The organism is Acidiferrobacter sp., assembly GCF_054609335.1.
Genome location: NZ_JBTRWP010000030.1, coordinates 5,830 through 27,528 on the forward strand (window position 1 = coordinate 5,830; position 21,699 = coordinate 27,528).

At 64.4% G+C, this 21,699-nt stretch carries 20 protein-coding genes; 6 read left to right on the forward strand and 14 right to left on the reverse strand.

From position 1 onward, the window contains the following. The 6 genes from ACYCTF_RS09260 to ACYCTF_RS09285 all read left to right on the forward strand — a co-directional run. Nucleotides 1-217: hypothetical protein (locus ACYCTF_RS09260; RefSeq protein WP_461284797.1), on the forward strand; the 217-nt coding region annotated here is incomplete at its 5' end. A 178-nt stretch (nt 218-395) separates the two neighbouring features. After that, on the forward strand, nt 396-1,967 hold the full coding sequence (locus tag ACYCTF_RS09265) for a GMC oxidoreductase (RefSeq protein WP_461284798.1): 1,572 nt from the start codon (nt 396-398) through the stop codon (nt 1,965-1,967). 51 nt (nt 1,968-2,018) lie between these two features. Then, complete coding sequence (locus ACYCTF_RS09270) at nt 2,019-2,489, forward strand: DoxX family protein (protein ID WP_461283457.1); 471 nt, start codon at nt 2,019-2,021, stop codon at nt 2,487-2,489. 12 nt (nt 2,490-2,501) lie between these two features. Then, on the forward strand, nt 2,502-2,990 hold the full coding sequence (locus ACYCTF_RS09275) for a cupin domain-containing protein (protein WP_461283456.1): 489 nt from the start codon (nt 2,502-2,504) through the stop codon (nt 2,988-2,990). A gap of 2 nt (nt 2,991-2,992) precedes the next feature. Further along, a complete protein-coding gene (locus tag ACYCTF_RS09280; RefSeq protein ID WP_461283455.1) occupies nt 2,993-3,898 on the forward strand; it encodes an SMP-30/gluconolactonase/LRE family protein in 906 nt (301 codons plus the stop codon). Beyond that, complete coding sequence (locus ACYCTF_RS09285) at nt 3,895-4,800, forward strand: VOC family protein (RefSeq protein ID WP_461283454.1); 906 nt, start codon at nt 3,895-3,897, stop codon at nt 4,798-4,800. The genes ACYCTF_RS09280 and ACYCTF_RS09285 overlap by 4 nt, the downstream gene beginning before the upstream one ends. A 17-nt stretch (nt 4,801-4,817) precedes the next feature. On the opposite strand, the gene ACYCTF_RS09290 is transcribed toward ACYCTF_RS09285, so the two are convergent. From ACYCTF_RS09290 to ACYCTF_RS09355, 14 genes are all read right to left on the reverse strand, one after another. Continuing rightward, nucleotides 4,818-5,837, reverse strand: coding sequence for a sulfotransferase (locus tag ACYCTF_RS09290; protein ID WP_461284799.1), 1,020 nt, complete (start codon nt 5,835-5,837; stop codon nt 4,818-4,820). A gap of 90 nt (nt 5,838-5,927) precedes the next feature. Beyond that, on the reverse strand, nt 5,928-6,941 hold the full coding sequence (locus ACYCTF_RS09295; RefSeq protein WP_461283452.1) for a lysylphosphatidylglycerol synthase domain-containing protein: 1,014 nt from the start codon (nt 6,939-6,941) through the stop codon (nt 5,928-5,930). A gap of 61 nt (nt 6,942-7,002) precedes the next feature. Beyond that, complete coding sequence (locus ACYCTF_RS09300) at nt 7,003-7,719, reverse strand: phosphorylase family protein (protein ID WP_461283451.1); 717 nt, start codon at nt 7,717-7,719, stop codon at nt 7,003-7,005. Then, complete coding sequence (shc, locus tag ACYCTF_RS09305) at nt 7,692-9,635, reverse strand: squalene--hopene cyclase (protein WP_461284800.1); 1,944 nt, start codon at nt 9,633-9,635, stop codon at nt 7,692-7,694. Before shc ends, ACYCTF_RS09300 begins: the two co-directional genes overlap by 28 nt. 34 nt (nt 9,636-9,669) lie before the next feature. Beyond that, on the reverse strand, nt 9,670-10,704 hold the full coding sequence (locus ACYCTF_RS09310; RefSeq protein ID WP_461283449.1) for a phytoene/squalene synthase family protein: 1,035 nt from the start codon (nt 10,702-10,704) through the stop codon (nt 9,670-9,672). A gap of 142 nt (nt 10,705-10,846) precedes the next feature. Next, a complete protein-coding gene (locus ACYCTF_RS09315; protein ID WP_461283448.1) occupies nt 10,847-11,830 on the reverse strand; it encodes a lysylphosphatidylglycerol synthase domain-containing protein in 984 nt (327 codons plus the stop codon). A gap of 70 nt (nt 11,831-11,900) precedes the next feature. Further along, a complete protein-coding gene (locus ACYCTF_RS09320; RefSeq protein WP_461283447.1) occupies nt 11,901-14,558 on the reverse strand; it encodes an MMPL family transporter in 2,658 nt (885 codons plus the stop codon). Nucleotides 14,559-14,575: 17 nt separating this feature from the next. Then, nucleotides 14,576-15,430, reverse strand: a complete 855-nt coding sequence (hpnK, locus tag ACYCTF_RS09325) for a hopanoid biosynthesis-associated protein HpnK (protein ID WP_461283446.1) — start codon at nt 15,428-15,430, stop codon at nt 14,576-14,578. Continuing rightward, nucleotides 15,431-16,849 carry a hopanoid biosynthesis associated radical SAM protein HpnJ gene (hpnJ, locus tag ACYCTF_RS09330; RefSeq protein WP_461283445.1) on the reverse strand — a complete coding sequence of 473 codons (1,419 nt, stop codon included), beginning with the start codon at nt 16,847-16,849 and terminating at the stop codon, nt 15,431-15,433. A 6-nt stretch (nt 16,850-16,855) separates the two neighbouring features. Next, complete coding sequence (hpnI, locus tag ACYCTF_RS09335; protein WP_461283444.1) at nt 16,856-17,983, reverse strand: bacteriohopanetetrol glucosamine biosynthesis glycosyltransferase HpnI; 1,128 nt, start codon at nt 17,981-17,983, stop codon at nt 16,856-16,858. Beyond that, a complete protein-coding gene (gene hpnA / locus ACYCTF_RS09340) occupies nt 17,983-18,984 on the reverse strand; it encodes a hopanoid-associated sugar epimerase (RefSeq protein WP_461283443.1) in 1,002 nt (333 codons plus the stop codon). Before hpnA ends, hpnI begins: the two co-directional genes overlap by 1 nt. Before the next feature lie 15 nt (nt 18,985-18,999). Next, nucleotides 19,000-19,857, reverse strand: coding sequence for an MlaA family lipoprotein (locus tag ACYCTF_RS09345; protein WP_461283442.1), 858 nt, complete (start codon nt 19,855-19,857; stop codon nt 19,000-19,002). Nucleotides 19,858-19,887: 30 nt separating this feature from the next. Continuing rightward, entirely contained in the window at nt 19,888-20,529 is a 642-nt protein-coding gene (locus tag ACYCTF_RS09350) for an ABC transporter substrate-binding protein (protein ID WP_461283441.1), read from the reverse strand. Between the two features lie 41 nt (nt 20,530-20,570). Continuing rightward, complete coding sequence (locus ACYCTF_RS09355) at nt 20,571-21,698, reverse strand: glycosyltransferase (protein WP_461283440.1); 1,128 nt, start codon at nt 21,696-21,698, stop codon at nt 20,571-20,573. Between the last annotated feature and the right edge of the window lies 1 nt (nt 21,699).

The following is a 21,699-nucleotide window of genomic DNA, read 5'->3' on the forward strand; positions in this document are numbered from 1 at the left end:
GCCGCCGCCGATCCCATGGCCGTACCCACACAAGGGCCGTGACCTCGCAGCACACTGGGCAGGCCACGCGCGTAGGCTTGGGCTTGCCGCGCGGCCCGGTCTGCGCATGGGGCCATTTTGGTGGGCCCGCCGGCCGATTTCCGCCACCTTCCGGTCTTGGGGATCAAGCCTCTATGCAACCGCCAGCCGCTTGACGAACAGCCGCTCCATTCGATAGTTATCGGGCTATGGTGTCACGATATCTCGTATGATCTCGCCTAGAAACGGCGTGGGAGTCGATATGCCGGAAGAATCGGTTCTTTAATGCGCGGTGCATTTGACGATGAAAGGCCGATCTCCTTTCGCCGCCTTCTGTGTTAACATAAAGTCGTTGCGCTTTAGAGGACCGGCCACGGATGGCGACAGATGACCACTACGACCTCATCGTCATAGGCAGCGGCCCAGGAGGCGCCTCGGTCGCACAGGCTGCGGCGGCGCGCGGCGTACGGGTGCTGTTACTGGAGCGCGGCGCTTATCTCAAGCGCTCACCAGAGAATTGGGATGCCAAGGCAGTCTTCGTCGATGCCCGATATCAGGCCCAAGAGACGTGGTATACAGCCGGCGGGCAGCCATTCCACCCGGGCCTTCACTATTTCGTGGGTGGAAACTCCAAGGTCTACGGTGCGGCGCTTTTTCGGCTACGCGAGCGAGACTTCGAAGAGATCGCCTATCCGGAAGGACTGTCCCCGGCATGGCCCCTGCCCTACACCACCTTCGAACCCTACTACACGCAGGCGGAGCACCTCTTCCATGTGCATGGCGCCCGCGGCGAGGATCCGACCGAGCCGCCGGCCAGCGGACCCTACCCCTACCCGGCCATCGCGCACGAACCCGAGATCGCGACCCTGGACGCAGACCTGCGACGCGCCGGCGTCCGCCCCTTCCATCTCCCTCTCGGCATCCTGCTCGACGAAAAGGACGGAGTCGCGACTCCCACGAGCCCCTGCATACGCTGCGAAGCCTTTGACGGCTTCCCCTGTCCCACGAATGGCAAGGCCGACGCTCAAGTCGTGTGTGTCGATCCGGCCCTGGCCGCCTATCCGGATCACTTGACGCTCTTGACCGACGCCTATGTGACGCGCCTTGAGACCGATGCCGCCGGGCGCGCGATCAAGAAGATCCGCGTGCGCCGCGGGGGCCGCGATGAGACCTATAGTGCCAATATCGTGGTCGTCGCCTGTGGGGCCCTGTCGAGCGCACTCTTATTGTTGCGCTCGGCCAACGACCGTCACCCGCACGGCCTTGCCAATAGTTCAGGGCAGGTCGGGCGCAACTACATGCGCCACAACCAATCGGTGCTCATGGCGCTCCTGCGTCACCCCAACCCCACGATCTTCCAAAAGACCTTGGGCATCGCCGATTACTACTTTGGCGGACCGGGCTACGATTACCCGCTCGGTCTCATCCAGCTGCTCGCCAAGACCCATCCTGCGCAGATCCAAGGGGAGGTGCTCCCTGAATGGCTCAAGTGGCTCCCGTCCGCACCCTTCGCGACACTGGCCGAGCGTACCTTGAGCTTCTGGCTCTCAAGCGAGGACTTGCCGCGGGCTGAGAATCGCATATTCTACGATGGCGAGCGGATCATGTTGGACCTGAAGGAGACCAATACGAACGGGCATCGCGCGCTGCGCCACCAACTGGAGCAGCTCCTTAAATCCCTCGATGTCCACCCCATGCTCATGGAGCGCACACTCTATCTTGGGAAGGGCATCCCCATAGCAGGGACGGCGCACCAGGCGGGCACGTTGCGTTTCGGGAAAGACCCGGCGACCTCGGTGCTCGACTGCGACTGCAAGGCGCACGACATCGACAACCTCTATGTGGCCGATGCGAGCTTCTTCCCCTCCATCGGGGCTGTGAATCCGACACTGACCATCGTCGCCAATGCGCTGCGTGTGGCTGATCGTGTCATCGAGCGATTGGCCTGATCACATGGCATCGCACACGCGCCCCATGATAGACGCCCAGAGTCTTCGACCATGACGAGTATCGCGCTCCTCGCCCGCGTGTGTCTGGTGGTCCTATTCCCCTTAAGCGGCATCGACAAAATCGTCCACTGGCGTGCGGCCATGAAGCAGGCCACCTCCGCCCCGATCGGCGGGGCGCGCTTCATGCTGATCGCGGCCATCGCAGTCGAGCTGTCGACCCCGGTCTGCATCGTTGGGGACTGGCACGCGGCGATGGCCGCGCTCATATTAGCCACATTCTGTCTCGTCACGGCCCTGTTGTTTCATCCCTTCTGGCGGTTTCCCGGGTTTTGGTCCGGCGCCAACCCGGAAGGCACGGCGCACTTCTGGGACTTCCTGAAGAACTTAGGCCTCGCAGGCGGCCTTCTGCTGGTGGTCGTGACGAGCACGGGTGCCGCGCCCCGCAGTGGGGCCCCGCACGCCGCAGCCTCTCTATCGCAAACGACTGTCACGACCGGATGGATCATGCATCACACCCCTTGAACGGAGGACTCCATGGAGACATCGGCCGCAGACGCAAGACCCGAGAAAGACAGCGCGGACGCCGAAACGCCGCCACGGATCGGCTACTGGCATATATGGACCGACGACCAGGGCGTGAGCCGGCAAAGCCGCTGTGCACTAGAGCACTTCTTTTTGAAGGGGATCGGGGGGGCGGCGGCGCAATGGAACGATGCGCAGCCCGAGGAACGCGCCTCGGTCGTCTTTACCGTGCAACCAGTCGGCTGGGTGGGGGAGTGGCATGAAAACCCGGCACCGCAGTGGATCGTCCCGCTCGCCGGACGCTGGTGGGTCGAGTCCATGGACGGGACGCGCGTGGAGATGGGGCCCGGTGAGCTCTCGCTCGGCGAAGACCAGCACTGCGTGGCGGACGCCCACGGGCGCAAGGGCCACAGGTCCGGCACCATAGGCTCCGAGCCCGCGGTCCTCATGACGGTGCGCCTATCGCACAGCGCACCGCACCGCCCCTGTCATAAGCGCTAGCCATGGAGCTCTATGACTTCGTCGACCCGAAGTTTCGGTCCTTCGTTCTGCCCAACGCCACGCTCGAAACCTTGGGGACCGGCTTTCGGTGGCTCGAGGGCCCCGTATGGTTCGGCGACCACGACTGCCTGCTCTTCAGCGACATCCCGAACGATCGCGTCATGCGCTGGTCCGCCCATGACGGCATCAGCGTCTTTCGATCGCCCTGCGGTTTTGAAAACGGTCATGCGCGGGATCGCGAGGGTCGCCTCATAAGCTGTTCGCATCACGACCGCTGCGTGCGCCGCACCGAGTGGGATGGGCGCGTCACCGTGCTGGCCTCGCATTATCGGGGGCGGCGACTCAATGCGCCCAACGACGTGGTAGTCAAAAGCGACGGCTCGATCTGGTTCTCGGATCCCCTTTATGGCATCAGCACCGATTACGAGGGTGGCAAACAGACCGCCGAGCTGGCACCTGCGGTCTACCGGCTCGATCCAGGCTGCGGACAGCTCGATATCGTCGCCTGCGACTTCGAGGGCCCGAACGGTTTATGCTTCTCGCCCGACGAACGCCTGCTCTACATCGTGGAGACCGGTCAGCAATTCGCGGCTAATCCCGCGCGTCATATTCGACGGGCCACATTGAGCACCGACGGGACGCGGCTTTCCGACGAGCAAATCTTCCACACAATAACGCCGCGCGGCGCTGACGGGATTCGTTGCGACGAGGAGGGTAACGTCTGGGCGAGCGCCGGCGACGGCGTCCACTGCCTCAGCCCCGAGGGCCAGCTGCTCGGCAAGATATACACCGGTCTTCCGATCGCGAACCTGGCCTTCGGCGGCCGCCACCGTAGCCGGCTTTTCCTATGCGCAGGGCACACTCTCTTAAGCCTCTACGTGAATCGCCGTGGGGCGCTCAGGCTATGATGAGCGATCGACCAAGGGCGTCGCGCGGACGAGTGGCGCGCATCGCCTTGAATGTCGCTGATATGGCGCGAAGCGTGGCCTTCTATACGGAGGCCCTGGGCTTCCAGGTCCTGGGGGTGGGCCAAGAGGGTGCGCGCGCGCAGACGACCCTTCTGGGCGGTCGATGCGAATCACAGACCCTATCTCTTGGGGGCGCGCGGCTTGAGCTTACGCGCTTTTTCGAGGGCTCCGCCCCCTACCCCGCGCACAGCCGCGCCAATGACCTCTGGTTTCAGCACTTCGCGATACTCTGCCAGGACATCGAGAGCCTCGCCCGCACCGTGAGGTGCCTAGGCGGCGAGCCCATCACCCAGGGTCCGCCCCAGCGCCTGCCCGCGACGAGCGGGGGCGTGACCGCCTACAAATGCCGCGACCCCGACGGCCACCCCCTGGAACTGTTGCTACCCGTAGGTGACGGCGGAAACAAGAGCGCGCAGGCCTCAAACGCCCATGGCACCGTGGCCCTGGACCACACCGCCTTGAGTGTCGCCGACACGGGCCGCGCCATCGCCTTCTATCACGACGTCTTGGCCCTCGACGTGGAGACGGACCACATCAATAGAGGCGTCGAGCAAGACCGCCTGGATGGTCTCACGGGCGTCAGGGTCCGGGTCGTGAGTCTGAGGACCGAGCCCCCGGGACCGCGGCTTGAGCTTCTGGGCTATGAAGCGCCGCGCGGCCGGACCGCCTCCTGGACCCCTCGGGACATCGCCGCCACACGTACGGTCTTCGCAGTCGCCGACCTGCACGCCCTGGAGCGCGCGCTCTATCGCGGCTACCGCGGCGCGTCCCGGCGCATCGACCACACCCTCTTGAGCCAAGACCCGAGCGGCCATTGGCTGCTCTTCGAGGGCGAGCCTTAAGCCCCGCAGGCGGCGATCTAGGAGGGCACGTCCAGCTGATTCGAACCGGGGACCGGCCCCGCGCCGCGGCCCGTATTCCCCTCGCAGGGCACGGGGGGCACCAGGGGAACGCGGGCTGCCACAAGGCTCTTGGCGTCCATCCAGCTACGCCGGAGCTCGGCTAGGGGCCGGCCGAGCTCGGCCTCGAGCGCCAGGATCTCGGGGGTATAGATGTCCTGGAGAAAGGCGGCGGCGCGGGGATCGATCAGCGGCTTAGGCGCCTCCTTCTGCATCCAGTGGCCCCATATATATTCGCCGAGGCGCCGCGGGACGATCCGCTCTCCCAAGAAGCGGCTCAGGGGATGTCCGGCGAGACGTCTCGCCCAGGGCCCCTTGGGTTCTTTGTAGTGGTTATGGGCCTCTCCGGTATCGACAGACGCCATGGGTCCCGCGGGGACTTCGAGAAAGTGCGCGATGCGCGCAAGCACCGCCTGAGCATCCTTCTTTAAATCCTCAAGCAAGAGGATCAACACCCGCTCGTGCCCGAAGAGGGCACGATAACGCCTTATCTGCTCGGTATAGAGCCCGAGCTCCACATAGAGTTGGGAGACTCCCCACCCCTTATCGGGTCGGTGCCAATCGATGTCCAGGGCCTCGAGAAACGGTCGATCGATGGCGCCTTCCGAATAGTCCATCAGATATTGCGCATAGGCGCGCTCGATCGGGTCGCGCAGGATGACGATGATGCGCGCCTGGGGCGCGACCGCGGCGATGTCGGCGGCGGCCCGCGCGGACCATAAGTAGGAGGGGCTCGCGTCACCGCGAAAACGTTTGTCCCCGGCACGGTCATAGAGGCGCAGATAACTCACCTCGTCACCCACAAAGGTGATGAGATGTTTTTGTGCCTCCGATGGTGCGGGCTTCGTAAAGAAATGCGGCTCCTTGACCTCCGGAAAAAAAATATCTGGATGCTGCCTCAGATAAGCATAGAGCGAGGTCGTGCCGCTCTTGACCGCCCCGACGATAAAAAGGTTGGGCCACTTCGCCGATGTCGTCACATCTCCCTCCTGATCCCGCGCCCGCAAACGCCTTACCCACCCGCCCGCGTGATACTACCAGCGACATGGTCCGTCTGCCCATCCGGCCCGCTAACGAAACGAGGGATCGACCGGGGCCAACCGCCGTTTACGCTCGCCATGCAGCCATACCCACAGCACGGGCAGCGAGAGGCCGATCTGACGCACGCGCCGCACAGCCGAGATTGCAAGCGCCGTGTCCGCCGAAAAACCGGCCGCGGCCCCAATCAGGATCAAGCCGCCCTCCTGCACCCCCAGCGCGCCCGGGACCATGAAGGCCGCGCTTTGTAAGGCCTGCGTCAGGGATTCGAGCAAGAGGGCGAGCCTGGGGCTGGCCGGTTCATGCAGGAGCCACAATATGACCCAGAATTCGCAGGCGCCGCCCAAGAGGCTTACGACCTGCCAAAAGGTACAACGCATAAGCGCCCCGAAGCGCCCATACAGGGCTACGAGCCTATCGTCCACGGCCTGCGCGTCGCGGGCAGTCATGCCGCTTGCGCTACTCAAGCGAGATAGCGCGCGATGCAATCGGGTAAAGGGTCGCGATCGGCACTGCAGGAGCACGAAGACGAGACCGACCGGCACAGCTAACGCAAGCCCCCACCAGAGACGCTGAATAAGCGGCGCGGTCCCCACGTAGGACAGAAGGAGGCCGATTCCAAGCAAGGTGAAGCCCATCTGCGCAAAGAGGCTCACGGTGATCTCGACTACGATGCCCGCGATCGCGATGGACGCGGGCACGCCTCGGCCCATCAAAGACCGCACCGCGGCGACCTCGCCGCCCACGTGCGCGACTGGCAACAGGGTATTGATCGCGTTACGCACGAAGGCGAGCCAGGTGAGGAGCGCAAGGGAGACAGTGGTGGGCTTAAGGAAAAGCGCGCGCCAACCCTCGGCGCTTGCCGTTATGGCCGCAAGCCGCACCGGCACAAGCCACAGCATCCCAAAACCCGCGAAGGCCACGAGACGCAGGATGCGCGCCGGGTCGTGGCGCGCAAACAAGAAGGCGGCGGCCGCAAGACCCAGCAGGCCCGCCCCCATCGGCAGAAACCGCGCCCACGCGCGCATGCCTCGCACCCCTTTCATCAAGAGCCCTCCGTGGCCATGGGCACCGCTTAGCTGTTCAAACTTCTTCCGCTCAAACGTCTCATCGCGGCGTCGCACGCATCGCGATGGCGGCCGCCGCGGCCAAGGTCTTCTGCGCCCGGGCCATATGGCGGCCCAGACGCGCCGCCGGGACCCACGTCGCCGGATCGGTGGCAAGTGCCCTCATGATAGCCATGGCCCGTGGGCGTCCCCACTCGTCGACCGCCGCGAGCAGCCGCATGGGCAGCGGCTCGTCATGGGCATCGACGACCGCGCGCAGCGCCACGAATCGCAGGCCCCGCTCGGATGCGACGCGCGCAAGTGCTGCGCTCTCCATATCGACGCCCGCGGCCCCATAGCGCCGGAAGAGATCCTCCTTACGCGCAACATCATAGACGGGTACCGTAACCGATAGCAGGACATCGACGACCCGCGCCATGGCGAGGCCCTCGGCAAGATCCGGCGGGACATCCGTGGGGTAGCATGTCCCCTGCTCATCGCACACCGTGCGCGGACAAAGCAGAGAGCCAGCCGACAGGCCCGGCGCCAATCCGCCGCAGGTCCCGAAGCTCACCAAGGTCCGCACGTCACGCGCTGCCAGATCGAGCCCCATGTCTCGGGCCCGCGCCGCACCCATACCGCACACCCCCAGCCAATGGCCGCCAGGCAAGGCAACGCCGCGCCCGCGCGGTGGGCGCCCGAAGGCGCGCGCCTCAGCCGCGAGCGCCACCACGAAACCATAGGGGGGGCCTAAGGGGCCGCCTGCTCGCGATAACACGCCAAGGCCCAGAGCGGGAAGTAACGCGCGTAGCCATGGTATTTCAGGTAGAAGACACGCGGGAAGCCGGGCGCCGTGAACTCGACATCCTCCCAGAGCCCGCCCGGCTCGCGATGTGCGAGTAGATAACGCACGCCCCGCCGCACCGACTCGCTGTCCGCTTCGCCGGCGGCAAGCAGAGCGAGCAAAGCCCACGCGGTCTGGAAAGCAGTGCTGCGCGCGCTCATGCCCGCGCTCGCCAGCTCGTGATAGCTATCGTTGCTCTCACCCCAGCCCCCATCCGCCCGCTGCACGGCATTGAGCCAACGCACCGCGGCCCGGATGGCAGGATCATCGCGGTCGATCCCGGCGGCGCGCAAGCCCACCAGCACCGACCAGGTTCCATAGATGTAATTCGTTCCCCAGCGCCCAAACCACGCCCCATGCGGCTCCTGCTCGGAGCGCAGATAGGCGATCGCGCGTTCTATCGCCGGGCGATAGCGGTCATCACTTGCGGCGCGCGCAAGCAAAGTGACGCAGCGCGCGGTGACGTCGCTCGTCGGGGGATCGAGCAGAGCCCCATGGTCGGCAAACGGGATTTCGTTCAGATAATAATGGGTATTGTCGACATCAAACGACCCGAAGCCGCCGTTGCGCGACTGCATACCCGCCACCCAATGGGCGGCGCGCTGGATCGATGCGACAAACGCTTGGTCGCGCGACTCCTCCATCGCCCAGGCCACGACACTCGTATCATCCAGATCCGGATAATGGCTATTCTCGAACTGGAAGGGCCAGCCGCCGCCGGCAAGGTTCGGGCGGCTGTCACGCCAGTCGCCCGGCGCATCGAGAAGCTGGCCGTCTCGCATCCAGCAGAGCGCGCGCCTCACAGCATCCTTCGTGCCCTCACGGTCGACCGCAAGCAAGACGAGGCACACAAGTCCCGTATCCCATATAGGCGACACGCAAGGCTGACAGTAGGCCTCGTCGTCCGCCACGAGCAGGAGTTTTTGGATTGCGATCAGGGCATCGCGTCTGTAGGGATGATCGGGTGCATAGCCGCGCGCGGCCAGAAACTCGTAAGCGTTCACCATCGCCGGAAAGATCGCGCCCAAGCCCCCGGTCCCGTTTCGCCGTTCAACGATCCAGGCCTCGGCCCGCGCCAAAGCCCGCGCCCGCAAGCGTCGGGGGATGGTCCTCTCGAGGCGCAAGCCGATACGCTCGATCTTACACAAGACGAAGTTCATGAACGAGCGGATCGGGAAATAGTCGCGCTCTTCGTCGGGCGGCCGTACGAACAGTTCGGCTATGCCTATGCCGCGCGGATTGCGTGCGCGAACCTTCAGGCTGCAGAGGCCAAGCAGCGGCACCATCACCGTCCGCGACCAATACGAGACCTTGGCGAGAGTGATAGGGAACCACCGCGGGGCCAATAGCAGCTCCACGGGCATGAATGGTATAGCGCGCCATGGGACCTGGCCGAACTGGGCCAGCGCTATGCGCGTAAAGACATTGCAGCGCGCGGCGCCGCCGTGCTCCAGGATAAGCGCGCGGGCGCGGGCCATATGCGGGGCATTGACGTCATCACCTGCGAGCTTCAGCGCATAATACGCCTTGACCGAGGCGCTCATATCGAAACGCCCGTCGTAGTACAAGGGCCACCCACCCTCCTCCATCTGCCGACGGCGGATATAGCGCGCGAGCTTCACCTCAAGGTCGGCGTCGATCTCGTCCATGAAATGCATCATGAGGATATATTCGGACGGGATCGTGCAATCAGCCTCGAGCGGCCAGCACCAATAACCTTCCGGGGCTTGCTCGGCGAGTATGCGATCACGCGCCTGCGCCAAAGCCGCGTCGAGAAAAGCGACCTGCGCGTCTTGCGCCAAAGACTCGCGCCTCTCCCGGTTCTTGGCCGAAACGCCCTGACTCTTCATGTTGCGCGATCCCTCGAGCAATGATGCCGTTCGGTCAGACGCCACGCGATGCGCGTGGCGCGCCTCCCGAAAGCGTGAACAAGACGCGCAAAAGCGCATCGTGGCCGGCCGATACGCGGCTCACCGCCACCGTCGCCTTGACGCTACGACGCGTGATCTTCACATCCTGCCCGTTGCGGAAATCCCGTCTCTTGTCGATCTTGCGCAAGGTCAGGACCGCCATACCAAGGGCCCAGAGGCAAAAGTTCCTAAGACCTGTCTCCGCACGCGGGAGTAACAGCACATAATCCAGGGCGCAACGGGCGTGCGTGCGCGCCACGTCGATGAGTTCGCCCAGCCCTTCGTGAAAGCGCGGATCGTCCGGGCCCCGCTCCAGATCCGCAAGATCGAACCCGTGGCGGGCGAATACGTCGTGCGGCAGCCAGCAGGCCCCGCGCCGCCGATCCTCCCAGATATCCTTCAGGATGTTCGTCATCTGGAGAGTCTGCCCAAATGAGACCGCAAGCGCCATAAGCCGATCTTCGTGGCGCCTTATCTGCGGCGAGTACTCGCAAAAAAGTCTAGTGAGCATCTCCCCCACGACGCCTGCCACGCAATAACAGTAGCGGTCCATATCGACCAGGGTCGGAAGGCCCGCGGGGTCTTTGCGTTCCTGAAATTCGGCCATACCGTCGGCCATAATCGCCACGCAGCGCTCGAGCGCCTGACGCTGGGCGGTAGTGAAACCGTCCCCGATCGCGATCACGCGCGCGGTCTCGCGCACCAAGAGCCGCTCGGCTTTGGGCACCGTAGGGGCCAGAACCTCGTCTAGGCTCTGCGCAAACTCGGCGGCCTCGGCACGTCGCGCCACGACCTCAGCGAAGAAATTGCAAAAGTGGCGCTTTTGGGTACTGCTCAAGCCCGGGTCGTCTTCGATGGTGTCGACGATCCGACAGAGCAGATAACCGTTGCCAACCACCTCCCGCAACGCCGCGGGAAGCTCGGGGATCGTCAAGGCGAAGGTACGCGATACGTCCCGCAACATAGCGGCCTGGAACCGCTCGTCGTCACGGCTGTCACTGTTCACCATTGGGTCTTGTACCGATACGGACATGTGCCTCTTCCTGATGCGCTATCGGCGATGCGGTCCCCTAAGCCCTGACACGCAAACTGTGCCATGGAGGCCGGCACCTTACCATAAAGTCCCTTCTTCTTGAACGTGCACGCGGGCACTAACCGCCCGTCGGGGCCGCTTGCGCGGACGAAAGGCGCCGCCACCGCCACTCTCGCCACTGCCATGAAACAAGCACGGGGAGTCCGATGGCGAGTTGACGCAGCCTGCGCGCAAGCGCGATCCCCAAGGCCGCGTCCGGCGCCACCCCGAGCAACATGGCAAGGCCCACGAATCCGCCTTCTTGCACGCCCAGCGCGCCCGGCACGACGAACGATACGCTATGGACGGCCTGAATCAGGGCCTCAAAGATAAAGACCTGCACCGCCGTGAGCGGGATATGCATCAAAGCCGCCAACACCGCGATCTCGGCGGCGCCACCCAGAAATCCGGTCAACTGCCAAAACGCGCAGCGCAGCAGAATCGCGGGCCGTTGGTAGAGGCCCGCCACGCGGCCATCGATGCCTGGGAGTAAGGGAAGGCCCTGGCCGCCCATCATCCGCAGGAGACGCCCGAGCGTGCGATCGACGAAGGCGCCGAGCCCGACACGCACCTGCACTACGACGAAGGCCGCCACCACGATCAGCGCCCCGACAAGGCCCACGCCCAGTCCTACCAGCGCACTACCCGCACCCACCCTGGGCAGCATGAGCGCGATGCCGCCGAGCGTCGTCACGACCTGCAGGACCAGCGTGACACTGGTCTCCACGATCACGCTCGCCCAAGCGCTCGCGGCGCCCACGCCCTTCAGACGCAGCAGACGGATGGCAACGAACTCGCCGCCTACGCGCGCCACGGGCAGAAAGGTGTTCACAGCGTCGCGCACCATGCCAAGCCAAGTGAGCAGCAACCAGGAAACGCCGCGTCGGGGCCCGAGCAAGACCTTCCACCCCCGCACCTCGCAGGCCACGACCAGAAAACGCAAGGGAATGAGCCATAAGAGCCCGACGCCGGCACGCATCAAAAGCTCCGCCACCGGCCGCCATCCGAGGCGCTCGAGTAGCCACCCGGTGAGTCCGAGCCCTGCGACGGCCATCACGCCCATAAGGAGGGCGCTCCACGGCCTCCCGCGTCCAGACTGGGGCGCGCCGCGTCCATCGCAATCCGAAGACCCCCTATCCAAGAGGTGCCTGCCGCAGACTTAGGATCGCCGGCAGCACCAGAAGGATGGTGATGAGTGCAGCCCCCATCGCAATGAACAGAGTCTCACCCAACACCGCCATGCCTGGATTCGAGGAAACGGCAAGGCTTCCGAACGAACACATAGTCGTCAAGGCGCTGAACACCACCGCCTCCGAAGTACTGGTGTCGAGCAAGAGCGCCGTACCCACACCGCATCGCCAACGCACGACGAGGTAGATACTAAACGCGACACTCAAACCGATGAGCAAGGGCAGCACGATGATGTTGGCGAGATTGAATGATATCCCGAGCACCCACATCACCGCGACGGCGGTCATGGCCGCCAGGATCAGCGGCGCCAGGATGGTGAGCGCGTCCGCCACACTTCTCAGAGTGAGCAGCAAGACCGCTGTGATCAGCACGAACGACAGCGCCGTAGCCTCCCGGAAAGCGTCGACCACGGCGCGCCCCCCCTGCACGAGCAGCACGGGCGGCCCCACGGCGTCGGGCGCGATACGCTCGACTGCGAGCGCGAAACGACGGATGTTGCGATTGCGGTTCAGATCAAGCGAGGAGAACACCTCGACACGGGCCTGTCCGTCGGCGCTTATAAATTGTCGTCGTAGCGACGCAGGCAAGGTCGCGAGCGTCACGCGCCGCGGATTCAAGGCCGCCTGCAGCTCGGTGAGCTGCCAGCGCAAGGTGCCGACCACACGCCGCTGCAGGGTCGCAAGCGCCGCGGGGTCACGGCTGAACCTCGCGAGATAGGGACCGAGGGTCGCCTCCAAGTCCCGCGCAGCCCGCCCAGTTGCACCCTGGCTACCGCTCGCGATGAAGCCTCTCAGGCTCTTTCTCAGACTCTTGAGCGCCGCACGTATGTGCGGGGCGCTCGGGGGATTGGTGGCGCGCGGATGGATCGAAAACGGCGGCACAAGGAGGGCCATCTGCGAGATGACGGCAAGTTTCGCGCCCTGATGGGTGGGCACAAAGCTGTCGGCGGTCAGGACACGGCCCACGGTCGGGTGTCCTGCAAGACGCGCGGCCATGCGGCGGGCGGCCGCCAGGTTCGGCTCCAAGATGTCGATCGGGTAGGGCGAGATGCGGCTATCTTTCAGCAGCGACTCGAATGTCGCTACTGCCTCGCTATGCGGATTCTGTAAGTGCATAGGGTCAAAATCGAAGCGGCTCGCCAGGATCATGGGGATGAGGCCCACGGCAATCACGACCGCGCCCACCACGATGCGGCGTGGATGGCGCGCTACGGGGATACGCGCCAAGAGTGCCCGCAGGCGCCCGCGCGGCCGGCCCTGGGGATGGCCGTTGACAAGGATAGTGAGCAAGGCCGGGGTCACGGTCAGGTTGGCAAAAAGCGCAAGGAACATGCCTGTGCCCGAGATGATGCCCAGATCGACGATGCCGGCGTAACTTGTCGGCACGAAAGAAAAGAAACTGATGGCGGCCGCCACCGCCGCCAGGCTCAAGGCGCTGCCGGCCCCGCGCGCGGTCGCGCGGATGGCCTCACCATTGTCGCCGTGCGCGCCCTCCTCCTGATAGCGGATGCAAAACTGGATCCCGAAATCGACACCGAGCCCCACGAACAACACCGCGAATGCGACCGAGATCAGATTCATAGGACCCGTCGCAAGCAAGGCGAAGGCCGCAGTCCACGTCAAACCCATAAAGAGCGTGAGAAGAATGATTGCGACATAGCGCGGCCTATGCAGACCGAGCACCAACATGACGAGCACCAGGGTGAGCGAAAGACCCGTGGCAAGACCAGCGCTCTGCGACACGGTCTTCACCTGCTCATTGTCGAGCGCGGCCGACCCCGTCACGCGCACCGTCACCCCATGCGCCGCATCAAGCCCGAGGGCGCGTGCCCCGGCTTGCACACTGCGCAAAGCCGTTCGTATGGGCGCCCCCCCTTTGTAGTCATAGCGAGGCTTGACCACGACGAAGCTGTCGCCTGCGGTCCCCCCGCCGGGCGCCGCCATGCCCATGAGGCTCCCCCATGGCATCTGCGCATAGCGTCCCTGCATCTGACCCTGTAGTGTCGTCCGCAACCCCGTCAGCACGGTGGCAAGCCCAGGGAGCGCGGCACCCGAGCCCTGGGCGCGCGCCAAGGCCGCCTCGAGCAGTCGCGTAAAGCTCGGCAAGGTCGGGTGGGCGGCCAGCGTCGCCATAAAAGGCTGTGCCTGAGACAGCCGGTCCGAGAGGCGCCAGAGAGCCTTTTGCGGCAGATAGAGCAGGCCCTCACGCGCGAAGAAGCGTCCGCCGTCCGGCTGATTCACGAAGGTGATGCCCTGCCCATGGCGGCGCAGCCAATGTGTGAGACGCGCCGCGCTCTCGCGGGCGAGCGAAGGCGAATCGCTGTGCAGAACGACGAGCAAGGTCTTGTTCAATCCGGGGAAGGCGCGATCGAAGCGTTCCTGGGCACGCTCGAAGGGCAGATCCTGCGAAAGCATCTTGCTCATATTGGTGCTTATGGCAAAGTGCGTGACGGTATAGGCGAGCGATGCCGCGCTCAACAAGGTAGCGGCCAGAAGCACGGACCAGGCATGGCGGCGGGAAAAATCGGCAAGCCCGATCAACATCCCGTAGTACAGGCGGTCGAGTCGATCGACACCGCCTGCCTGGCGCTTGTCACGCATGAACGTCCCTCTGTTCCTTAGCCGAGATCACCGAAACCTACACGTACGACACCGTCCTCTTGGAGGGCAGCGGCAACCTTGCGGCTCACCAAGGCCTCGAACTCGGCCTTCTTCCCGTAACCCAACACAAGCGCCTGCGCATCATCGTCTATCGCCGGATGACAATAGAGCTCGGTCACGCCGGACGGGAGCCTCTTTAGGAGCGCGAGCACCGAGGACTCATCCATCGCGCCTGACTGCAGCAGCCCTAGCACCGCATCGTTATGCAAGACCCCGGCCCGGTCGAGTCTCTGGCGCATAAGCCAGGTCCAAAGCCCGATCACGCTAGTCGCCTTCCAATGCTCGCGCCAAGTCCTCGGCGAGACTGCGACCAAGGGTGGTTCATAGGGCAGGCGTACGGCGCGCATCCCATAGCGACGGCCGATGCTCAAGATCAAGCCGAGGACAGTCGGATGGAGATGCATGTGCTTATGGGCATTGACGTGATCCAAAGCAAGGCCGGTCCGCGCAAAGGCCGCGAACTGCGCCTCGATCTCGTCTTCCAGTTGCCGTCGCACCTGCGGCCTGAAAAAAAACCGGAATCCGGCGCGGACCAGCCTGCCGTCGAGCCGCCCATGCGCATCGCACAAGGCCGGGATACGCTCCGGCGCCAACACCGGCCGACCATCGGCGACCACGACATGCAGACCCACGCGAAGCGCAGGGATCCTACGCGCGCGCGCCACCGCATCCGCGGCCGCCTCTTCACCCACCATCAGGCTCGCGCAGGTCAATATGCCATCGCGCGCGGCACGTTCAACCGCCTCGTTCACCGCCCACGAAAGCCCGAAATCGTCCGCCGTGACGATCAGTCGGCGTGCCGCCTGCGACACCTAGCGCTGCCTGAAGAACCGAAGGAACTCCACCCCTTCGCGCAAACGCCGCCCCATCATTTGTGGGCTCTTGATCATCTCGCCTAACATCTCGGCGACCTTCCCGGAACGGAAATAAAACTGCTTGTAAAACGCCTCCACGGAGTCGTAGATCTCGGTGTGGTTCAGGTGCGGGTAGCTCAAAGCACTCATCTGCACACCACGATCGTTAACGAGATGCTGACTGTTTTCCTCCTGCAACCAGCCGTTTTCCAGGGCCTGCTTATACAAAAAGGTCCCGGGATAAGGCGCCGCGAGCGATACCTGGATCGTATGGGGATTGATATCCTTGGCGAACCGTATGGTCTCCTCGATGGTCTCGCGGGTCTCGCCCGGCAGTCCGAGGATGAATGTGCCGTGGACTGTGATCCCAAGCTTGTGGCAGTCGCGGGAGAACTGTCGTGCGATATCGAGGCGTACGCCCTTTTTGACGTTGTTCAGGATCTTCTGGTTGCCGGATTCATAGCCCACGAGCAGCAAGCGCAGGCCATTGTCGCGCATAACCTTGAGCGTCTCGTAGCGGACATTGGCCTTGGCGTTGCACGACCAAGTCACGCCAAGCCGTCCCAGCCTGCGCGCGATCTCCTCGGCGCGCGGGGCATTATCCGTGAAGGTGTCGTCGTCGAAGAACACCTCGGCCACCTGGGGGAAGTAGCGCTGGATCAGTCTAACCTCCTCCACGACATGCTCGGCGCTGCGCACGAGATAGCGATGCCCTCCGACCGTCTGCGGCCAGAGACAGAAGGTGCAGTGCGACTTACACCCGCGCCCGGTATAGAAAGAGACGTAGGGGTGCTTCAGATACCCTATGAAGTAATCCTCGACGCGCAGATCACGCTTATACACCTCAGTGACGAAGGGCAGCTGATCCATGTCCTCGATGGGCGCACGATGCGGGGTGTGCACCACCCTGCCTTGCTCGTCGCGAAAGGTGAGCCCGTCGATCTCCCCATAGGGACGCCCCTCGGCGACTTCCTTGATCGTGAAGTCGAAGTCCTCGCGCGCCACGAAGTCAATGGCCGCAGACGCGGTGAGCGACTCGTCCGGGGCCACCGCCACCTTGGCGCCGACGAGGCCGATCTTGAGGTCGGGGTAAGCCCGCTTCAAGGCCTCGGCGACTTTGACATCATAGGCAAACGAAGGCGTACTCGTGTGCAGGACCGCGAGCTCGTAGCCCTGCGCCATCGGCAAGACGGTCTCGAGATCGAATCCCGCCGCCGGGGCGTCGATCAGCTTGCTGCCGGGCACCAGGGCGGCGGGCTGCGCAAGCCATGTCGGATACCAGAAGGAGCGTACCTCGCGTTTCGCCTGGTAGCGTGATCCGGCGCCGCCATCGAAACCCTCATAAGACGGCGGATGTAGAAAAAGGGTCTTCATCATAACCACTTACTCCCGATTCGCTTTTATGGTCCCATCGTCGCCCACGGCGAGGACCGTCGTGCGCCATCGCACCGTACGACCGGTAAGCCCGGTCACCCAAAGACCCCAGAGCAAGGCGTCTGCCAAAGGAACGAGCCCAAAGCGTCGGCGCACGCCTTGGTGCCTGCAGGCCTCAAAATGTAACACGAGCCGTAAGACCATCGCCAGAAACACAAGACCCCACATCGGGCCCTGCTCGGTGATCAAGGCCGCGGCAAGCGTGATCGGCACGCCGAAGGTGATCCCCGAGAAGAAATATCCCCAAGGGTTGATGAGGCGGATAGTGCGCAGCCATCGCAGCTGGTGAGCCGCAAGCTCAGCAAATCGCGGCTCATCGACTACTGTCTCGACCAGGTAGGACGACAACACGGTACGCAGACCGAGCGCCCGGGTGCGCGCGCCGAGCTGATAGTCGTCGGCCAATTGCGAGACCAAGGCATCGAACCCCCCCACCGCGACCAAGGTGGAGCGCCGCAGGGCGATGGTCGCCCCGAACGCGAAATCCGTAGATCCGAGGGTCTTTGCCAAAAGCACCTGGGGCACGAACCAATCCTGTATAAAAAGCGCCCCAAGCCGGTCCCACACCCTCCTAAGGGGCGCCCCCCGATAGAGGCAGGTCACGATCCCGACCTTGGGGTCCTGCACCGGACCCGCCAGGCGCCGCAGATAGTCCTCGCCCACAAGGATGTCGGCATCGGCCAACACCAGGATGTCGTGGCGGACATGGCTCATGAGATTTGCGAGATTGCCAACCTTGGCGTTGCCACCATGACGCGTGGGATCGACGACGAGCGTAAGGGCCCGGTCCGGGAACTCCGCCTGGAGCCTGCGCACGACCTCGATCGCCGGATCCTCATGGTCCTGTACACCGAACACGACCTCGTAGGCCGGGTAATCTTGCTGGCAGAACGACCGCAAACATTCATAGAGACGCGGGCCTTCGCGAAACAGCGGCTTCAAGATCGAGATCGGCGGCAGGCTCGCCGCGGGCGGCTCCCGCCGCGGCCAGGATTTCCACGCGAGAATCTGCGCCGCGAGCATAAAGACGCCCACGATCGCGACGACATGGACCGCGGCCGCGAGCCACTCGGCCATCAGCTCGGGCCCGCGCCGGGGGCGTCCGTCCTGCCCAAGAACCAGGCAACGGCGTCGGCCAGCGCCTCCTGCGCGGGACGCGGCGCATAGCCAAGCTCGCGCCTGGCCTTCGCCGAATCGAAGAACATATGCTTAGAGGCCATACGCAGTTCATCTAGGGTCACAAGCGGCGTGACCGATGCGCGCAAGCGCGCATAGACCTCGGACGCCAGGGCGACCGGCCAGAGGAGGTGCCGCGACAGGCGCAGCGAGGGCGGCTTACGACCGGCCTCGCGCGCGATGATGGTCAAGATCCTCTCGAGCGTCAGGTTTTCGCCACCCAGAATGTAGCGCTCGCCCACCCGCCCCTGCGCGTAGGCGAGCAGATGCCCATGCGCCACGTCATCGACATGGACGATGTTCAAACCGGTATCGACATACGCCGGCATACGCCCGCGGGCTGCATCGCGCACCAAGCGCCCGGTCGGAGTCGGCTTGATGTCGCGCGGCCCTACGGGCGTGGAGGGGTTCACGATCACAGCCGGCAGGCCCAGATGGATCAAGCGCCGGACCTCTTCCTCAGCGCAAAACTTTGACCGCTTATAGGGGCCGATCATGTCGGCCACCGTCACAGGTGTCTCCTCGTCGGCCACGCCCCCGGGGATCGAACCCAAGGTGGCAACACTGCTTGTATAGACGACGCGCCGCACGCCCGCCGTCAAAGCCTCCTCCATAAGCGCCCGCGTCCCCTCAACATTGGCGCGGAACATGGCCTCCTGATCGGGCGCCCACAGCCTGTAGTCGGCCGCCACATGAAACAAGGCGTCGCAATCGCTCATGATCCCGCGCAAAGACGCCGGGTCCAGCAAATCACCCTCGATACGCTCGACCGGCAGTTCGGCGATATTGGCAAGCGCACTCGTCTTGCGCACGAGCACGCGGACGCCGTGTCCGTGGGCCAGTAAGGCCCGAGCCACCGCCGAACCCACGAAACCGGAGGCCCCTGTCAGTAGTGCCCTCATCGCTCCTCCAAGGGCCTATCCCGCGGGTGCAGGCGGCCTGATGGCCACCGGGGCCCGCCCCGGGACCGTGACAATCAGGCGGACCACAGGCGCAGGGTCTGCGAGCGGCGGGGGGTCGCGGGGCACCGGCGCAGGACCCGGCGGGAACATCAGCTGCTCAACTGCCTTCAGGGGGAGATGGCCACCATCCTGGAGATAGTTCCTATGCTGGAGATAGGCGTCGCGCGCGAAGACATACTGGTCGACTGCGTTCTCGCGCATATAGCGTAAGGAAGAGCTGGCATTTGCGCGCGCGTTAATGACATCGAACACCGTGAGGGGAACCGTGATCGCCGAGTTGCCCACGTAGTAGAGCACGTTGGTGAATATTCCCATGAGAAGGCTTGGGGTGTTGCGCAGCGTATCGGGGCCGACGAAGGGCAACACCAGATAGGGGCCGCGCCCCACGCCCCAGCGCCCGAGCGTCAGACCCGCATCCTCGACATGGGCCTTCAGCCCAAGCGGGGTCGCGACATCGAAAAGGCCCAAAAGACCCAGGGTGCTATTCACGACGAAACGACCGATATCGCCGGCGCCCTGTCCAATCCGCCCCTGCAGAAAATCGTTCACGATGACGTCCGGGTAAGCGACGTTGTGGAAGAAATTGGTGAGTGAGGCCCGCAGAGGTTTGGGCGTCACGGTCTTGTACATGCGCGCCACGGGGCTCATGAGCAGGCGGTCGGTATCACTATTGAAGGCGTAGAACCGCCGGTTCATGGGCCGCAAAGGGTCGGGGCCGCTGGTCGTCGCGCACCCCGCCACAAGCAAGAGACAGCCAAGACCGAAAATGCGTCCGATGATCTGTCTCGTTCGTTGACAGGGTTCATCCGCCATGAGACCGCGCTGCTGTGACCGCCCTCACGCCTACCCCTTCGGCGCGCCGTGGCTCAACTCCGTGACCTTGGCGCGTAAAATCGAAAGCAACACGGGAAACCCTTTCTTGCGAATGATGGCCGTGTACTGAGCACGCTTCAATGCGAGATCGCTCACGCCATTGGCCACGATATTGACGATCCGCCAACGCCCAGCGCTCTGAGCCACCAGGTAGTCGAGAGTCGCCTCCTTATGTCCATCGGTCGTAAGCTCAGTCTCGACCAATACATCGCCCTGCGCCACCGCCCGCGAGGCGGTCAGGCGAAAGGCCTGCCCCGAATAGCGTCGAAACTGCGCCGCATAGGTCGCGACGGTCAGCCGCGCAAATTCGGTCACGAATGCCCGGTGCTCGGCAAGCGACAGCTTGTCCCAGTAGGGACCCAGGGTCAACTCCGCAATATAGGATAGATCGTGGCTTGCGCGCACAGCCGGCATGAGCTTCCGGTACCGCCCCTCGAATCCAAGCGACTTACCCGCCTTCATGACCACAAGCAGGGTATCCTGGAATTGCCGCACCACGGACACCGCACGCCCCGTGCGCGCCGCCCATGCGGGCGCAGCTGTCATAACGACCGCGAGGAAGGCCACCGCCCACGAGGCCGCCTGCCGCTGTCTTGTCTGTTGCCGTCCCATAGCCTCTCCTTTTGCCATTGCGACCCATCTCGCCCAGCCGATCAAGCCGACCCGCGCCGATAATCGCGACCTTTCCATCGGGACCGGAGCCCGCGAGCATACCACAGCGCCGACGTGAAGGTCATAAGCAGAAAAGCCATCCCGGCGACCGGCAAGGCGAAAATCGCAAGCGGCGACTGGCCATAGAAACGCGCAGTCGGCGCATAACTTACGCCCATGAATGTGAGCGCCGCCGCGCCCAAGATCCGTGCGATCCCGTCGCCTGCGATCAGGGCGATCATCGGCGCCACGAACACCACCAGCATGACCGCCGCGCACATCGCGAGCAGGGCGTAGGAGTAGCGCAGTTGAGTAAAAGCGGTACGCGCCACCATCCGCCAGAAACCGGCAAAACCCGTGGCGCGCAACATGACCGCCGAACGGGTGAGCCCGATCCACGTCCCGCCCGCGCCGCGCGCTTTGATCAAAGCCGCCAAGGTGCAGTCGTCTATCACCGCGTCCCGCAAGGCCCCGAAGCCCCCGATACCGGCGAGGGCCTCGGTGGCGACGAGCAGGCAGCCGCCGGCGGCCGCGGCGGTCGAAGCCTCAGGCTTATTGGCCAAACGGAAGGGGTAGAGAAGCTTAAAGAAGTAGATGAAGACCGGCATCCACCAACGATCCCAGAAACCGCTCATCGCCGGGGCCGCCATGAGCGAGACGAGCGCCAGACGCTCGCGGCGGGCCTTCTCCACAAGCGTCGCCACAAGTCCCGGCGCCAAGGCGATATCGGCATCCAACAGCAACACATAGGGGCGCGTCACGGCCCTGCGCCCCTGTTCGAGGGCCCAGAGTTTACCGGTCCAGCCGGCAGGCAGCGGGGGGGCTTGGATCAGGCTCAACGACTCAATTCCTGAGCGCGAGGCGACCCCAACGGTATCGTCGCTTGAGCCGTCATCGACCACAATGACGGATACCGACGAACCCTGGTGGGCGAGCGCGGCAAGCGAGCACCCAATCACGGCCGCCTCGTTGCGCGCCGGCATCAGCACCGTGATGTCCCCCAGGTCTACGCGCGCGATCGCCGTTGGATCGGCTTCCAGCCGCTCCGCGGTACGCCACGGACGCCAGGGAACGAGCAGCAAGGCAAGCCACGCGGACGCCGCGACCGCCGCAAGGTCCGCCCACGCCATT

What these genes read in the sequence shown, in the direction of transcription:
- ACYCTF_RS09265 (WP_461284798.1), top strand. Translation starts at nt 396, where the DNA reads ATGGCGACAGATGACCACTACGACCTCATCGTCATAGGCAGCGGCCCA.
- ACYCTF_RS09270 (WP_461283457.1), top strand. Translation starts at nt 2,019, where the DNA reads ATGACGAGTATCGCGCTCCTCGCCCGCGTGTGTCTGGTGGTCCTATTC.
- ACYCTF_RS09275 (WP_461283456.1), top strand. Translation starts at nt 2,502, where the DNA reads ATGGAGACATCGGCCGCAGACGCAAGACCCGAGAAAGACAGCGCGGAC.
- ACYCTF_RS09280 (WP_461283455.1), top strand. Translation starts at nt 2,993, where the DNA reads ATGGAGCTCTATGACTTCGTCGACCCGAAGTTTCGGTCCTTCGTTCTG.
- ACYCTF_RS09285 (WP_461283454.1), top strand. Translation starts at nt 3,895, where the DNA reads ATGATGAGCGATCGACCAAGGGCGTCGCGCGGACGAGTGGCGCGCATC.
- ACYCTF_RS09295 (WP_461283452.1), bottom strand. Translation starts at nt 6,941, where the DNA reads ATGAAAGGGGTGCGAGGCATGCGCGCGTGGGCGCGGTTTCTGCCGATG.
- shc (WP_461284800.1), bottom strand. Translation starts at nt 9,635, where the DNA reads ATGAAGAGTCAGGGCGTTTCGGCCAAGAACCGGGAGAGGCGCGAGTCT.
- ACYCTF_RS09310 (WP_461283449.1), bottom strand. Translation starts at nt 10,704, where the DNA reads ATGGTGAACAGTGACAGCCGTGACGACGAGCGGTTCCAGGCCGCTATG.
- ACYCTF_RS09315 (WP_461283448.1), bottom strand. Translation starts at nt 11,830, where the DNA reads ATGGGCGTGATGGCCGTCGCAGGGCTCGGACTCACCGGGTGGCTACTC.
- ACYCTF_RS09320 (WP_461283447.1), bottom strand. Translation starts at nt 14,558, where the DNA reads ATGCGTGACAAGCGCCAGGCAGGCGGTGTCGATCGACTCGACCGCCTG.
- hpnJ (WP_461283445.1), bottom strand. Translation starts at nt 16,849, where the DNA reads ATGATGAAGACCCTTTTTCTACATCCGCCGTCTTATGAGGGTTTCGAT.
- hpnI (WP_461283444.1), bottom strand. Translation starts at nt 17,983, where the DNA reads ATGGCCGAGTGGCTCGCGGCCGCGGTCCATGTCGTCGCGATCGTGGGC.
- hpnA (WP_461283443.1), bottom strand. Translation starts at nt 18,984, where the DNA reads ATGAGGGCACTACTGACAGGGGCCTCCGGTTTCGTGGGTTCGGCGGTG.
- ACYCTF_RS09345 (WP_461283442.1), bottom strand. Translation starts at nt 19,857, where the DNA reads ATGGCGGATGAACCCTGTCAACGAACGAGACAGATCATCGGACGCATT.
- ACYCTF_RS09350 (WP_461283441.1), bottom strand. Translation starts at nt 20,529, where the DNA reads ATGGGACGGCAACAGACAAGACAGCGGCAGGCGGCCTCGTGGGCGGTG.
- ACYCTF_RS09355 (WP_461283440.1), bottom strand. Translation starts at nt 21,698, where the DNA reads ATGGCGTGGGCGGACCTTGCGGCGGTCGCGGCGTCCGCGTGGCTTGCC.